Annotated in this window: 12 protein-coding genes and 1 pseudogene; 5 read left to right on the forward strand and 8 right to left on the reverse strand. The window is 69.1% G+C overall.

What is annotated here, in order from left to right; genetic code table 11:
- The first annotated feature begins 183 nt into the window (after nucleotides 1-183).
- Complete coding sequence (locus MHA02_RS05800) at nucleotides 184-1,680, forward strand: sensor histidine kinase (RefSeq protein WP_147077489.1); 1,497 nt, start codon at nucleotides 184-186, stop codon at nucleotides 1,678-1,680.
- A 6-nt stretch (nucleotides 1,681-1,686) separates the two neighbouring features.
- Here the strand turns inward: MHA02_RS05800 and bioB are convergent, their stop codons facing one another.
- Nucleotides 1,687-2,694: a biotin synthase BioB gene (gene bioB / locus MHA02_RS05805; protein ID WP_147077491.1), complete on the reverse strand. Its 1,008-nt coding sequence runs from the start codon at nucleotides 2,692-2,694 to the stop codon at nucleotides 1,687-1,689.
- Between the two features lie 425 nt (nucleotides 2,695-3,119).
- Here bioB and MHA02_RS05810 point away from each other — a divergent pair, with 425 nt between their 5' ends.
- The gene (locus tag MHA02_RS05810) at nucleotides 3,120-3,416 is read left to right on the forward strand and encodes a hypothetical protein (RefSeq protein ID WP_147077493.1); all 297 of its coding nucleotides are present in this window, start codon (nucleotides 3,120-3,122) and stop codon (nucleotides 3,414-3,416) included.
- A gap of 7 nt (nucleotides 3,417-3,423) precedes the next feature.
- Here the strand turns inward: MHA02_RS05810 and MHA02_RS05815 are convergent, their stop codons facing one another.
- The 7 genes from MHA02_RS05815 to MHA02_RS05845 form a co-directional block, all read right to left on the reverse strand.
- A complete protein-coding gene (locus tag MHA02_RS05815; protein WP_147077517.1) occupies nucleotides 3,424-4,731 on the reverse strand; it encodes a BatD family protein in 1,308 nt (435 codons plus the stop codon).
- Nucleotides 4,731-5,660 carry a tetratricopeptide repeat protein gene (locus tag MHA02_RS05820; protein ID WP_238180405.1) on the reverse strand — a complete coding sequence of 310 codons (930 nt, stop codon included), beginning with the start codon at nucleotides 5,658-5,660 and terminating at the stop codon, nucleotides 4,731-4,733. The genes MHA02_RS05815 and MHA02_RS05820 overlap by 1 nt, the downstream gene beginning before the upstream one ends.
- Nucleotides 5,660-6,583, reverse strand: coding sequence for a VWA domain-containing protein (locus MHA02_RS05825; protein ID WP_147077494.1), 924 nt, complete (start codon nucleotides 6,581-6,583; stop codon nucleotides 5,660-5,662). The genes MHA02_RS05820 and MHA02_RS05825 overlap by 1 nt, the downstream gene beginning before the upstream one ends.
- Complete coding sequence (locus tag MHA02_RS05830) at nucleotides 6,583-7,605, reverse strand: VWA domain-containing protein (protein WP_147077496.1); 1,023 nt, start codon at nucleotides 7,603-7,605, stop codon at nucleotides 6,583-6,585. The genes MHA02_RS05825 and MHA02_RS05830 overlap by 1 nt, the downstream gene beginning before the upstream one ends.
- Before the next feature lies 1 nt (nucleotide 7,606).
- Nucleotides 7,607-8,059 (reverse strand): DUF4381 domain-containing protein, encoded by a 453-nt coding sequence (locus MHA02_RS05835; RefSeq protein WP_147077498.1) that lies wholly within the window; start codon nucleotides 8,057-8,059, stop codon nucleotides 7,607-7,609.
- A 63-nt stretch (nucleotides 8,060-8,122) separates the two neighbouring features.
- Nucleotides 8,123-9,052: a DUF58 domain-containing protein gene (locus MHA02_RS05840; RefSeq protein ID WP_147077500.1), complete on the reverse strand. Its 930-nt coding sequence runs from the start codon at nucleotides 9,050-9,052 to the stop codon at nucleotides 8,123-8,125.
- A gap of 81 nt (nucleotides 9,053-9,133) precedes the next feature.
- Nucleotides 9,134-10,144 carry an AAA family ATPase gene (locus tag MHA02_RS05845; RefSeq protein WP_147077502.1) on the reverse strand — a complete coding sequence of 337 codons (1,011 nt, stop codon included), beginning with the start codon at nucleotides 10,142-10,144 and terminating at the stop codon, nucleotides 9,134-9,136.
- A gap of 226 nt (nucleotides 10,145-10,370) precedes the next feature.
- Between MHA02_RS05845 and MHA02_RS05850 the strand changes: the two genes are divergently transcribed.
- From MHA02_RS05850 to MHA02_RS05860, 3 genes and pseudogenes are all read left to right on the forward strand, one after another.
- Nucleotides 10,371-11,087, forward strand: coding sequence for an MgtC/SapB family protein (locus tag MHA02_RS05850; RefSeq protein WP_147077504.1), 717 nt, complete (start codon nucleotides 10,371-10,373; stop codon nucleotides 11,085-11,087).
- 128 nt (nucleotides 11,088-11,215) lie between these two features.
- A complete protein-coding gene (locus MHA02_RS05855; protein WP_147077507.1) occupies nucleotides 11,216-11,902 on the forward strand; it encodes an SDR family oxidoreductase in 687 nt (228 codons plus the stop codon).
- 742 nt (nucleotides 11,903-12,644) lie between these two features.
- Nucleotides 12,645-13,064: pseudogene (locus MHA02_RS05860) on the forward strand (PQQ-dependent dehydrogenase, methanol/ethanol family); the annotation flags it as partial.

Raw genomic sequence — 13,064 nt, forward strand, 5'->3', positions numbered from 1 at the left:
ACCGTACCGGTGACAGCCGCCTGTCGGCGGCGACCGTCGAACTGAAGAAATTCAGGGGATACGCACGGGTTAGCATTTGTTAACCTGACGTCAGCAGCGCAAGATTCGATTCTTTCCGAGACGACGTATCCGGCGTTCCCGCCACGCAACCGACGGTTCGTTCAAGGCCCGCAAGAGGTCGCCATGGGAGTGAGTATCGGTCGACAGTTCGGTACGGGCCAGGCCATCCCTGCTCCTGAAACCGTGCGCGCGACGCAGCCATTGGGCCGCAAGCCCCGGCTCGGTCTCTCGGCACGTCTCTTCCTGGTGACGGTTGCTTTCGTCGCCCTGGCCGAAATCATGATCTACGTGCCGGCCGTCGCCAGCTACCGCAAGAGCTGGCTGACGGATCGAATGACGGCTGCCGAGGTCGCGGCCCTCGTGCTCAATGCAACGCCCGACCACCATGTCTCCGACACGCTGGTGGCACAGCTCCTGACCGGGGTCGGCGCGCGCGAGATCGTCTTAGAAGGAAGCAGCGGGCGCCGCGTCCTCTCGCGGATGCCTGTTTCGGATGCCGCGGTCGAATCGGTGGACTTGCGCACCAGCGGCTGGATCGGCGGCATCGCCGGGTCGTGGTCCACGTTGGCGAGCGCAGCGCCTGCCGCGATCCGGGTGATCGGCAGAGGGCGGGACGGTGCCGACACCATCGAAGTCGTACTCGACGAGCGGCCGCTGCGGCAGGCCCTCGCGGCCTACGCACTGCGCCTGCTCATTTCCTCCCTCATCGTCGCCGCCGCTGCCGCCGCCATCGTGTTCTTCGTCCTGCAGCGGGTCTTCGTGCGTCCGATGCGGCGGCTCGCGCGCAATATCGCCGACTTTGCCGACAATCCCGAGAATGCCGAGCGCGTGATCGCCCCATCCGGCCGGATCGACGAGATCGGCGACGCCGAGGCCGCACTCGCCCGCATGGAAATCGTCCTGGCCGGCGAGCTACGCCATAAACGCCGCCTCGCAGGTCTCGGCCTGTCGGTCAGCAAGATCAGCCACGAATTGCGCAACCTGCTGACGACCGCTCAGCTTCTCGGAGACCGGCTGGAGAGCGTCGCCGACCCGGTGGTGCAGCGCGTGGCGCCACGCCTCGTCGCCACCCTCGACCGTGCCAACCGCTTCTGCGAGGCGACGCTGGCCTATGGCCGCGCCGCCGAACGGCATCCCCAGCGGCAGATGGTGCCGCTCGCGCCGATCCTCGACGAACTGCCGGACCTCGCCGCCCTCTCGCGGAACGCAAAGGTTCGGTTCACGATCCGGTTGCAGGCCGGGATGAACGTCGACGCCGACCCCGAGCAGCTGTCGCGCGTCTTGACCAACCTCGTGCGTAACGCGGTCCAGGCTCTCGATGCCGCGGGCGAAGCGTCGCCCCTGGTCACGATCGAGGCGGGGCGCCAGGGCCGCGAGGGCGCCGGCACCGTGACGATCGCCGTGATGGACAATGGCCCCGGCTTGCCCGACCGGGCCAAGACGCACCTGTTCTCACCGTTCCAGGGCTCGATGCGCGCCGGCGGAACGGGTCTCGGCCTCGCCATCGCCGCCGAGCTGGCGGAACTCAACGGCGGCACGCTCAGGCTCGATCCGACCGCCGCCGGCGCGCGCTTCCTCCTGGAAATCCCCGACCGGCAGGCGCAGGCGGAAGCCGCTTGAACGGCGTTACTCAGCCGCGGCCAGCGACATCTCCGGAACGGTCACCCCGATATCGCGCAACAGCGCCGCATCCGCGTCGGCCTCGTTGTTGGCCGTGGTCAGCAGGCGCTCGCCGTAGAAGATCGAGTTGGCGCCCGCCAGGAAGCAGAGAATCTGCGCCTCGCGGGTCAGGCCCTTGCGGCCAGCGCTGAGCCGGACCCGCGCCTTTGGCATGACGATCCGGGCGGTGGCGCACATCCGCACGAGGTCGAGGGGATCCACCGGCGGCCGATCCTCCAGCGGCGTACCCTCCACGGCGACGAGGGCGTTGATCGGCACGCTCTCGGGATGCGGCGCGTGGTTGGAGAGGAGCTGCAGCATCTCGACCCGGTCGCGGACTCTTTCGCCCATGCCGACGATACCGCCGCAGCAGACGCCGATACCGGCGTCGCGGACGTGTTCCAGTGTCTTGAGCCGGTCCTCGTAGGTCCGGGTCGAGATGATGTCGCCGTAGAATTCGGGACCGGTGTCGAGGTTGTGATTATAGGAGGTCAGCCCGGCCTCGGCGAGGCGCCCGGCCTGTGACGCCGTGAGCATGCCGAGGGTGACGCAAGCCTCCATGCCCATCGCCCGCACGCCGCGCACCATGGACAGCACCGAATCGAATTCGGGGCCGTCCTTGGGCTGGCGCCAGGCTGCGCCCATGCAGAAGCGGTGAGCGCCCTGCGACTTCGCGGCTGCAGCTTCCCGCAGCACCGCGTCGACCGGCATCAGGCGCTCGCGGGGCAGGGCTGCGCCCTTGTGGTGGGCCGATTGCGGGCAGTAGGCGCAGTCCTCGGGACAGCCCCCGGTCTTGATCGAGAGCAGTGCGGCCCTCTGGATGTCGGCCGGATCGTTGTGCACGCGGTGGACCGTCCCGGCCCGGTGAACGAGGTCGAGCAACGGCAGATCGTGGATCGCCTGAACCTCACTGAGGCTCCAGTCGTGACGGATCGGACTGTCGGGGAGGCGGGGGAGGGTCGTCGGCTGCGTCATGCGCCCATCAGGCGAATCCGCGCCGGAAAATCAAGACGGTGGCGTCGCACCCGGCCAAGGTTCGGTTGTCCACAGGGCATAACAGACCTACATGCGTCGTCCCCGGAGCCGATGCGCCTGTGACGGTATCGCGAGCTCGAACGGGCCTGCGTGGCTTTGGGGCTTGCAGTGACGGGGCGATCGCGGACCAGTTCTCTGCGCCGTTTCCTTGAGGCTCAGTGGGCCGGGTCGCTGTCGGCGTGTCGGAAGCGCGGGGAACAGGAACCGCGATCTCGGCGCATGGCCCACAGATCGTCAGGAGCGTCTGTGCCGTCCCGAGACACGGCGCAGAGGGTCGCGAAAAGCTTCGTTGACGCTTCCGCGCAATTCTAGGGAAAGGCCGGGAACCCTCTGCCTCCAGTAGCGTCACTTCAGGCTATTCGATCATGCGGCGCCTTCTGACGGGCGGCATCAAGGCGATCCTCGCCATCGCTGCGCTCTCCACGGCGGCCCATTGGGCCATGCGCGTCCAGCGCGACCCGGCAACCGTCGCGACCACCGCCGCCATGGCGGCGATCCCCGATCCCGTCTCGACGGGCTCGATCACCCCGCGCAAGGTCGAGCGGGCGCTCCCGGTCGCACAGCCGGTCGCGCAGGGCCTCGACCAGCAGCATCTGCTGAAGCTCATTTCCGGCGCCGCGCCCGAGAAGAAGCCGCAGAAATCGGTGGTGGCGAAGCGCTGAGCCGGGCTCAGCGCGCGGGTAGGCCCCGCCCGTCGAGCGGAGCCAGCTTCGGCTCCTCGGCCAGCGCGCTCGCCGCCAGCTTCCGACGTTTCGAAAACAGCGTCGCCATCCCGCCGAGATCGAGCGGCGTCGTACCGCCGGTGCCGTAGACAGACCTGTCGAGTGCCGACAGCGCGGCAACGCTCTCGGAATCGGCGTGCCAAACCTCCGCGAGTTCCGGCTCGGCCTGCATCCAACGGCCCAGGGCCGCCCGGAACGCCACCGCGTCGCCCGACGCCGCCGCGCGCTTCAGGGCAAGCCGGTCCGCCCGGCCGAGGCGCAGGACGCGGCGCCCGGTTCCGAGCCCGATCAACACCAGCCCTAACCCGAACGCCGCGAAGCCCGCTCCGCCGATCGCCGCCCATGAGGCCGAGGCCCGCGCCTTCAGGTCTTCTTCCCGATCCGGTGACCCGCCGCCGATCTGCCGGGCCGGGATCTCGGCGACCCGCATGGTCCGCGAGACCGTGTCGAACCACGGGATCTCGATACCCTCAAGCGCGATCACTTCGGCCACGCCTTTCTTGAGATCCCACTGGTAGGTCGCCCGCGCCACCGGGCCGGTCGGCGTGATGATCGTCTCGCGCTTCACCGGCCCGGCGAAGGTGACGATGCCGCGCGTGCGCATGACCGGTCGCGGCGGCAAGCCTTCGGCGAGCATGCCCTGCGCTTCCAGGGTAACGATACGGCGGGTGGTGTCCCCTTGGTTGATCGTCTCCGGGTCCGGGTCCCAGGAATCGGTGATGGCGACGTCGCGCGCCGGCAGCCACCACGGTTCCGGCGCATCGGGGCCGCCGCTCTCGCCGGTCCATTTGGCCACGGGGAAGGGGATAGCCTCCGACCGCACGTCGACGGTGCGGCGCTCGCCGTTGTCGTTGATCGTCAGCTTGTGGGTGAACGGCTCGATGACGAACGTGCCGGTGTGCTGCGGAAAGATCGCGATGGTGCGCTCAAACAGCAGCGCCATCTGCCCGTCGGGCATCCGGGTCCGCCCCCAGGTATCGCGGCCGAGCTGCGTCCAGGAGAAGTTGGTCAGCGCCGGCTGGCGGACCTCTTCGAGCAGGATCTGCGTGCGGTAGACACCACGCAGCTTCAGCAGGACCATCTCGCGGGCATAGGGGGGCGCGTTGCCGGCGAGTTCGGGGGTAACGGTGAGGGTGAGGTCGTCGGGTTCGAGGGCGTGGGCGGGGAGGGTGGCGAGGAGAAGGGCGAGCAGTAACGCCAGAACCCTCCCCCCTCTGCGGAGGAGCGATAAGGGAGCCAAAAACCCCAAAAGAATCACCACGGGTTGCTCCCTCCCGGGATAGCGGTGCCAGCCTCGATCCGGCGCCCCTGCTCGGCCTTGAGGCGCAGCTTGAGGAAGCGGCCGGGTTCGTCGGGCAGCGTCTGGAGCCAGAGCCGGTCGGGGTGAATCTCGTGGGCCTCGAAGCTCTTGGTGACGCGGCGCGCCTCCCGCTCCGGCGCGGCGGCGACCATGGCGGAGCCGGAGCCCTGCCGTCCGCGGCCGGCAGCGTCGCTGGCCGAGCCGCGCGCCTGCCCCTTTCCGGAATCGAGCGTCAGCTGTTCGGACTTGCCGCGCCGGGCGACCGGGCTGTTGCCGGGGATCGAGGCGCTCGATCCGGCCTCCTTGTTGCCGGCCAGTCCCTCGCCGCTGGAGGTCGCCTTGATGTCGTCGTCCTTGTCCTGGTTCGTGGTCTTGTTGAAGCGCGCGCCGTACTGCGCGGAGGCGTTGGCGATGCCGCCGCCGTTGCCGCGGTCGATCTCCTCCTGGATCAGCTTGGCGATCAGCGAGCGGTTGGCCTGCGCGTCGGCGTCGCGCGGGTTGAAGGCGAGGGCGTCGTCATAGGCCGCGACCGCGCCTGCGAGGTCGCCGGAGCGGGCGAGCGCGTTGCCGAGATTGTAGGCGCCGCGCCGGCCCTGCGCCCGGAAGATCGGGACGGCCTCGGCGTAACGACCGGCCTCGTACAGGGCCGGACCCCGCCAGGCCGGATCGACGAGGACATTCGCCGCAACGCCCGGCAGGCCGCTCACCATGAGCAGGCGCCCGAGGCTGGTCCGCGGCTCCGAGACCAGCATCAGCGCCAGGATCCCGGCGCCGGCCACGCCCAGCCCGACGAGCCGGGCATAGAGCCGCAACCGGCGGGGAAAGGCAGCGTTGCGAAAGGGCAGGGCGGCCAGAAACTGGCGGTGATCCGGTGCGGCGGCCATCACGCGCTCCGTCTGAAGAGGATCAGCGCCGGCACCAACGCCAGGAGCAGCAACCAGCGGCCGAGATCCTGGAAGGCCAGGACGCTGTAGCCGCCGGCGGCGAGGTGCTGGGCCGTGCTGGCGCCGACGCGGTCGAGAACCGGCCCGGCGGAATCGACATCTGCGACCCGGCCGCCACCGTCGGAGGCGAGCCGGTCGAGGGCCGCGGGGTCGGGCCGCGGCGCGCCGGGGGCCAGCGCCTTGCCGGCGGGAACGAACAGCGCGTGCAGGTGCCAGCCCTTGTCGCGGATCGCGGCGGCCTCGCGCTCGGCGGCTTGGCCCACGCCGTCGCCGTCGGTGATGAGCACCACGTCGGCGGCGACGACGTTCGCCTCGTCGAGGATCTTGCGGGCCAGGGTGAGCCCGCGCTCCGGGTGGCTGCCGCGATCCGGCACCGTGTCGGTGTCGAGGGCGAACAGTGTCGTGCTGATCGCTTCGCGGTCGGTGGTCGGCGAGACGGCGGTGTAGGCATCCCCCGCATAGACGACGAGGGCGACGGAGCGGCTGCCGGCCGCCTGCGCCACGGCCTCGGCCGCCTGCCGCGCCTCCTTGAAGCGCCCGCCCTCGGTGACGGATCGCGACAGGTCGAGCACCACCACGGTGGCGTCGAGGTTGCGGAAGGTCGACGTATCCGGCCGCTCGAAGGCCGGCCCCGTCAGCGCCAGGGCGATGATCCCGGCTACCAGGGCCGCGACGACGTTGGCCTGCCGCCGGCCACCGAGCACCGCCCCCCGCCGTTGCAGCATCGCCATCAGCGCCGGGTCTACCGCCCTGACCCAGTCACCGAGCGGCGCCGAGCGCCAGGCGGCACGCAGGGTAAGGATCGCGACGACGGGAATCGCGAGGAGCCAGAGGGGACGGAGGAGGGCATAGGCGTCGAGCATCACGCGTCCCGCCTCACTGCGAGCAGCCCGCAAGCGCAAAGCAGCGCCAACGCCGCCGGCCAGGGCCAGAGATCGCGCCGAAGCGGCACCGGCGGAGCCTGGGCACGGCCGCCTTCGAGCTGATCGATGGAATCGGCGACGGCGTTGAGGTCGTCCGTGGTCTTCACCCGGAAGGCCCGGCCGCCACTGACTTCGGCCATGTCCCGCAGGGTGTCGACGTCGACCACGTCCTGCTCATTGTCGGGGTTGTTCGCCATATCGATCGGCCCGAGCGCGATCGTATACACCCGCACGCCGAGTTCCTTCGCCAGCGCGGCGACGTCCTTCGGCGAGGTCTGGCCGGCATTATTGGCGCCGTCCGAGAGCAGCACCACGACCTTGTCGGAGGCCGGCGGCGGGCCGTCGCCGTCGGCGCTCGCGATCTGGGCCGGGGCGAGGCGCTTCAGGGCGAGGCCGAGACCGTCGCCGATCCCCGTGGAGCGTCCGACGAGGCCGATCGTCGCCTCCTCCAGTGTCCGCGCGACGGACGCCGTGTCGAAGGTCGGAGCGGCGGCGACGTAGGCCTGATCGGCGAAGGCCACGAGGCCGATGCGGTCGCCGGCCCGGCGCCGGATGAAACCGGCGCCGACGCGCTTTACCGCCGCCAGCCGGCTCACGGTCTCGCCGTCCAGCGAAAAATCCTTGCGCTCCATGCTGCCCGAGAGGTCGAGCGTCAGGATGATCTCGCGGCCCGAGGCCGGCAGGGCGTTGGCGGAGAGCACGAGGCGCGGGCCGCTGAGCGCAGCGACCAAGGCGACCCAGAGCGTCCAGACGAGCCAGGTCCGCCGCCGCCCGCGCGCGATCAGGCTCTCGCCGCGCTCCGCACCGCCGACGAGGGAGGGGGGCACGCGCAGGGCGCCGCTCGTGCCCTCGCGCTCGGCCGGCACGAGGCGGGCGAAGACGATCGGCGCGGCCAGCAGCAGCAGCGCGTAGGGCGCCGCGAGGTCGAAGGCGGAAGCGAGAGCCGAGAGCCAGGCCGGCATGTCACGCCTTGATCCGGGAGAAGAGGCGGCCGAGTTCGGTGTCGATCGCCGCCGGGTCGGCCGCCGCCGGCCGGCGGTAGAGGCCGTCGACGAAGGCTCGGCCGGCGCCACGGCTGAAGAAGTCGGTGGCGAAGGTACCGTCGAGCTTCTGGGCCCAGGCCGTGCCCCGGGCCGATGCGGCCTCCTCGCCCTCGAGCGTGCGGACGATCCGGCGCAGCAGCCGGGCCTGTGCCGTCAGCCGCGTCTGCGGATCGAGGTTCCTCGCGCGTGTCAGTTCGTGCAGCGCCGCGCGACGGACGGTCGAGCGTCTTCGCGCAAGCAGGATGCGGGCGAGGCCAAAGAGCAGCGCGGCGGCGAAGCCGAGGGCGATGGCGGCGACGATCTCACCTTGCAGGACGCTGCTGCCGCCGGCGGGCAGATGCAGGCCGCGGAGGGTGGAGAGTTCCGGATTCATCGCGGCGCTTCCCCCTCTGCCCGCCAAGCGTGGAGAGGCGATGCCGCAGCTGCGTCGTGTCGCTCACAGCATCGCATCGAGCCGCTCCATCAATGGCGCGTAAGCCTCGGGTCCGGTCTCGACGTCGATGCGCAGGCCCTCGATGCCGCGGCGGTGCATCTCGGCGAGACGATCGTCGGCGGACCGGGTGCTGCCCTCTGCGCGGACGGCTTGGATGGTGCCGCGTTGGCCGTCGGGCGTCGCAAAGGGATAGAAGCCCGGCGACCGCATCCGCTCGAAGGCGTCGGAGACCAGCAGCAGGCGGATCGAGAGGCGCTCGGCCAGCACCGTAAGCAGGCCGTCGAACTCCGGACCCGGCGTGTCGAGGGCGGTCGCCATGACGAGGTGGCCTCCCGACGGAAGCAGCGAGCCCGCGAGGTTCAGCATCGGCCCGAAGGGCGGGTCTTCCTTGGGTCCAGCTGACAGCGCGACGGCATGGGCCTGGGCCATGGCGCCGGTCACTGCGATCATGGCACGCTCGCCGCCGCTCGGGCGGATCACCACGGGCTCGCCGGCCCCGGCGACGATTAGCCCGACGCGGCCGCCATCGCCGACGACGCGCCAACCCAGGAGCGCTAGGGCTTCCGCCGCCGCCACCGAGCGAAGAGCCCGGCGCGTCCCGAACAGCATCGAGGGCCGGAAATCGGCGAGCAGCACCACGGTGCGGTCGCGCTCGTCATGATGGGTGCGCACATGCAGCTCGCCGGTGCGCGCGGTGGCGTTGCGGTCGATGAAGCGCATGTCGTCGCCCTCCGACCACAGGCGCACGTCGTCCGGCTCCGAACCGCGCCCGCGCTTCTTCGTGACGATGCCTCCCGGCAACCCGGCCAGAGTGCGCGACGATGGCGAAACGCCGCGCCGGGCGAGATGGCGCAGACCCATCAGAGTCTCGCCGGAGAGATGGATGCCGGGGGCTTGGTAGGGGTTGGTCGTCGGGGCGGGGGAAGCGGTCATGATTGCACCGCGACGACCCTCTTCCCTTTGCGGGAGAGGGGGGAGAGCCTTGGCGCGCTTCTCCCGGAGATCGACATCACCTCACAGAGCCCGTGTCTGCGCCACGAGCCCGGCGATGATCCCCCGCGCCGTACGCCCCTCAGCCGCGGCGCGCCAGGTCAGGCCGATGCGGTGGGCGAGGGCGTCGCTGGCGAGCGCCGCGATGTCCTCGGGAACCACGTGATCACGTCCGTGCAGGTAGGCCCGCGCCTTGCCGGCCACCATCAGCGCCAGCGTGCCGCGCGGCGAGGCCGGATGCTCGATCGCGGCGCGCAGTTCCTTCGAGACGGACTCGTTGCGCGTGCCGGCGACGATGCGGACGAGATAGTCCTTGAGCGCGGGCGAGACGTAGGTGGCAAGCGCGGCCTCGCGCGCCGCGAGTATCTCGTCCACCGAGAGCTTCACCGCGATCGGCTCGGCGTGATGGTTCAGCTCGCCCTCGACGAGGTCGAGGATCTTTCGCTCGGAGGCCTCGTCGGGCATCTCGACGACGACGTGGAGCAGGAAGCGGTCGAGCTGGGCCTCCGGCAGCGGAAAGGTGCCCGCATGCTCGATGGGGTTCTGCGTCGCCACCACCATGAACGGGTCGGGCAGCTTGTGGGTGTGACCGGCCACGGTGATCTGGCTCTCGGCCATGGACTCGAGCAGCGCCGACTGCACCTTCGGCGGGGCGCGGTTCACTTCGTCGACCAGAATCAGAGAGTGGAAGAGGGGGCCGGGCAGGAATTCGAAGATCCCGGCATCCTGGCGCCACACCGTCGTACCGGTGAGATCGGCCGGCATCAGGTCCGGCGTGCACTGGACGCGGGCGAACGAGCCGTCGAGCCCCTCCGAGAGGCGCTTCACCGCACGGGTCTTGGCGAGGCCGGGAGCACCCTCGATCAGCAAGTGGCCGCCGCCGAGCAGGCCGATCAGCAGCCGTTCGACGAGGCCGGCACAGCCGATGAGGCCATGTTCGAGGCCGTCGCGCAGGGCGAGGATGCGGGAGCGCAGGTGGTCGTCGGCAGCGGAGGGGGCCGATGCCGGGCGCTCGGCCAGGATGGCGCCGCTCATGAGCGCTGCGTCCGACGGGACTTGGCTGGGCCGATCACCCGCATGATACGCGTCTCCTCGTTGTGGCTTCTTAGGAGGACCACATTCAGCGGATGTGCCCGTTGCTGCAGGCGCACGTCAATCCCGGGCGCGATCGGCAAGCTCCGGTCGGTCAATTTGCCCGAGGGAGCGACCGCTCGAACGCGATGGTCACCGAAGCGTCACATGGCTTCGACATCAGCACGCCATGGCCGGCCCCTTCACCATCGCGACACCCGAAGCCCTGAATTCGGCGATCAGCCTCGCCGTCGCCTTCGGACTCGGAACGCTGATCGGGGCGGAGCGGCAGTATCGCCAGCGCACCGCGGGCCTGCGGACGGCCGTGCTCGTCTCGGTGGGAGCCTCCGCCTTCGTAGACCTCGGCATGCGGCTGACCGGTAGCGACGGCGCGGTACGGACCGTCGCCTACGTGATCTCCGGCATCGGCTTCCTCGGTGCCGGCGTCATCATGAAGGAAGGCATGAACGTGCGCGGCCTCAACACGGCCGCCACGCTCTGGTGCTCGGCCGCAGTCGGCGCGTTCGCCGGGGCCGACCTTCCGCTGGAGGCCTGCTTCGTCGCCATCGCGGTTCTTGCCGGCAATACGCTGCTGCGTCCGCTGGTGAACCTCATCAACCGCATCCCGATCGACGAGAGCGCTACGGAGGCGACGTACGAGGTGCAGGTTACGACGGAGGCCGAAACGGCCGGCCCCGCGCGCGATCTGTTGGTGGAGCGGCTGGAGGCGGCATCATATCCGGTCAGCGGCGTCGAGGTGGAGGAGCGCGGGGAGGAAGTGGTCGATGTCGTCGCCACCCTGACCGCAACGGCGGTAGACTCTAAAGAACTCGATACCGTCGTGGCCGAGCTCGCGGCGCAGCCCGGCATCCGTCACGCCACGTGGTCGGTACAGACCGGCGATTGAGCCTCGCTCTGCCGTCGTGCGCAGACGCACCGCTCGGCAACGGCCGCGATCTTCCCCCGCACCGCGCCTGTACCAATCTGACCTCCAGCGGCACCGATCCTTGAAACCGGCTCCGCAGGAGAACGACCATGACCACATCACAAAAGAACGCACTGATCGTCGGCGCCTCGCGCGGCCTAGGGCTCGGCCTCGTCGAGACCTTCCTGAAGCGCGGATGGCGCGTGACGGCGACCCAGCGCAAGGCGTCGCCGGACCTCGCGAAGCTCGCGACCGAAGCCCTCACCATCGAGACGGCCGACATCGACGACGACGGGGCCGTCGCCGCCCTGCACGACCGCCTGAAGACGCGGAAATACGATCTGGTCTTCGTCGTCGCCGGCGTGGCGACCCAGGCGCACGATCCGCTCCATGAAGTCCCGCGCGATGTGGCGGCGCAGGTCTACCTCACCAACGCGGTGAGCCCGATCCGCTTCGCCGAACTCTTTGCCGATACGGTCGCGCCGGGGGGCACCATTGCCTTCATGAGCTCGATCCTCGGCAGCGTCGGGCTCAACGAGAGCGGCGGCTGGGACAATTACCGGGCGAGCAAGGCCGCACTCAACACCAATGCCCGCAGCTTCGAGGTCCGTCATCGGGAACGGCCGTTCGGCATCCTACTGGTGCATCCAGGCTGGGTACGGACCGACATGGGTGGTGCCGAAGCCGACATCGATGTCGCGACCAGCGTTACCGGCATGGCCGACGTGATCGAGCGCCGCCTCGGCGAACGCGGCGCAGCCTATCTCGACTACACAGGTAAGACCCTGGCTTGGTAGGCAGACCAGCCGCCGCCGGGGAATCGAGAGGGTCTCCGGCGACGTGCAGCCCTCTTTACGATGAGAGGCAAGGCCGCGAATCCCGAATGCCGCTGCCGATGAGGGCGAACTTCGGTCGGTACGCTCCGCAGAAACCACTGAGCCGCGGATGCGGCGAGAAGGCGCAGACGTGGGTTCTTTGTGCTCAGCGGTGGTTCCAACGCCGTCAGACGGGCGAGACCGGCCAAGCCACCATCCTACCAAATATCGCGCTGCACGGGACGATCCGGCAACCTTTGAGCCGCGATATGGGCGAAAATCGACCGATGTCTGGCGTGGGGATCATGGCTCGAGAGATCTGGGCGATCGCGCATGCGGTGAAAACATGCAATGGCATGTAAGACCTTCATAGAAATTTCTCGCACAAATTCGTTATAGTGCGATGCACAATAAGATTTGTGCGTGGCAAGGCGAGCTTGGCCGTTGAGTTTTTGTTCACAACGTCTTGACCGTGCCCTTGCCGCAGCTTGTGGAAGCGAGTTGACGCCGTCCGATTTTTTCTTAGAGTTCGTTCAAGCTTCGGTTTCCAGAGGGGTCGTCCAGGGATGGCGATCCTAGCCCGGCTGGTCCTTTTTGCGCATCGCGTGGAAGGACTTACCGCGAGCTGCCGAAGCGAAATTCGATCCCTGTCGCAAACAGCAGACCGACCACGACCACGGCGCCATGCCGAAGGTCGAGGAAACAAGGTCTGCCGGAGGAATCCATGAGAGCGGTCCATCTTCTTGCACTCGGTGCGGGTCTCGCAGTCGCGACCCCGGCCCTCGCCAACGAAAGCGTTCTGAAGTCCATCGCCAACCCGGCCGAGCAGGCGCTTCAGACGGTCGACTACGCCAATACGCGCTATTCGAAGCTCGATCAGATCAACGCCTCCAACGTGAAGAACCTCCAGGTCGCCTGGACCTTCTCGACGGGCGTCCTGCGTGGTCACGAGGGTTCGCCTCTCGTGGTCGGCAACATGATGTACGTCCACACCCCCTTCCCGAACATCGTCTACGCCCTCGACCTCGACCAGGGCTCGAAGATCGTCTGGAAGTACGAGCCCAAGCAGGATCCGTCCGTGATCCCGGTCATGTGCTGTGACACGGTCAACCGTGGTCTGGCTTATGCCGACAACGCCATCCTG

This window comes from Methylobacterium haplocladii, from assembly GCF_007992175.1.
Lineage (GTDB): Bacteria > Pseudomonadota > Alphaproteobacteria > Rhizobiales > Beijerinckiaceae > Methylobacterium > Methylobacterium haplocladii.

Bases quoted from the DNA above. Each gene is read 5' to 3' on its own strand.
- MHA02_RS05840 (WP_147077500.1), bottom strand. From the start codon at position 9,052: ATGACCGCTTCCCCCGCCCCGACGACCAACCCCTACCAAGCCCCCGGC.
- MHA02_RS05820 (WP_238180405.1), bottom strand. From the start codon at position 5,660: ATGGCCGCCGCACCGGATCACCGCCAGTTTCTGGCCGCCCTGCCCTTT.
- MHA02_RS05845 (WP_147077502.1), bottom strand. From the start codon at position 10,144: ATGAGCGGCGCCATCCTGGCCGAGCGCCCGGCATCGGCCCCCTCCGCT.
- MHA02_RS05810 (WP_147077493.1), top strand. From the start codon at position 3,120: ATGCGGCGCCTTCTGACGGGCGGCATCAAGGCGATCCTCGCCATCGCT.
- bioB (WP_147077491.1), bottom strand. From the start codon at position 2,694: ATGACGCAGCCGACGACCCTCCCCCGCCTCCCCGACAGTCCGATCCGT.
- MHA02_RS05800 (WP_147077489.1), top strand. From the start codon at position 184: ATGGGAGTGAGTATCGGTCGACAGTTCGGTACGGGCCAGGCCATCCCT.
- MHA02_RS05825 (WP_147077494.1), bottom strand. From the start codon at position 6,583: ATGCTCGACGCCTATGCCCTCCTCCGTCCCCTCTGGCTCCTCGCGATT.
- MHA02_RS05835 (WP_147077498.1), bottom strand. From the start codon at position 8,059: ATGAATCCGGAACTCTCCACCCTCCGCGGCCTGCATCTGCCCGCCGGC.
- MHA02_RS05850 (WP_147077504.1), top strand. From the start codon at position 10,371: ATGGCCGGCCCCTTCACCATCGCGACACCCGAAGCCCTGAATTCGGCG.
- MHA02_RS05830 (WP_147077496.1), bottom strand. From the start codon at position 7,605: ATGCCGGCCTGGCTCTCGGCTCTCGCTTCCGCCTTCGACCTCGCGGCG.
- MHA02_RS05855 (WP_147077507.1), top strand. From the start codon at position 11,216: ATGACCACATCACAAAAGAACGCACTGATCGTCGGCGCCTCGCGCGGC.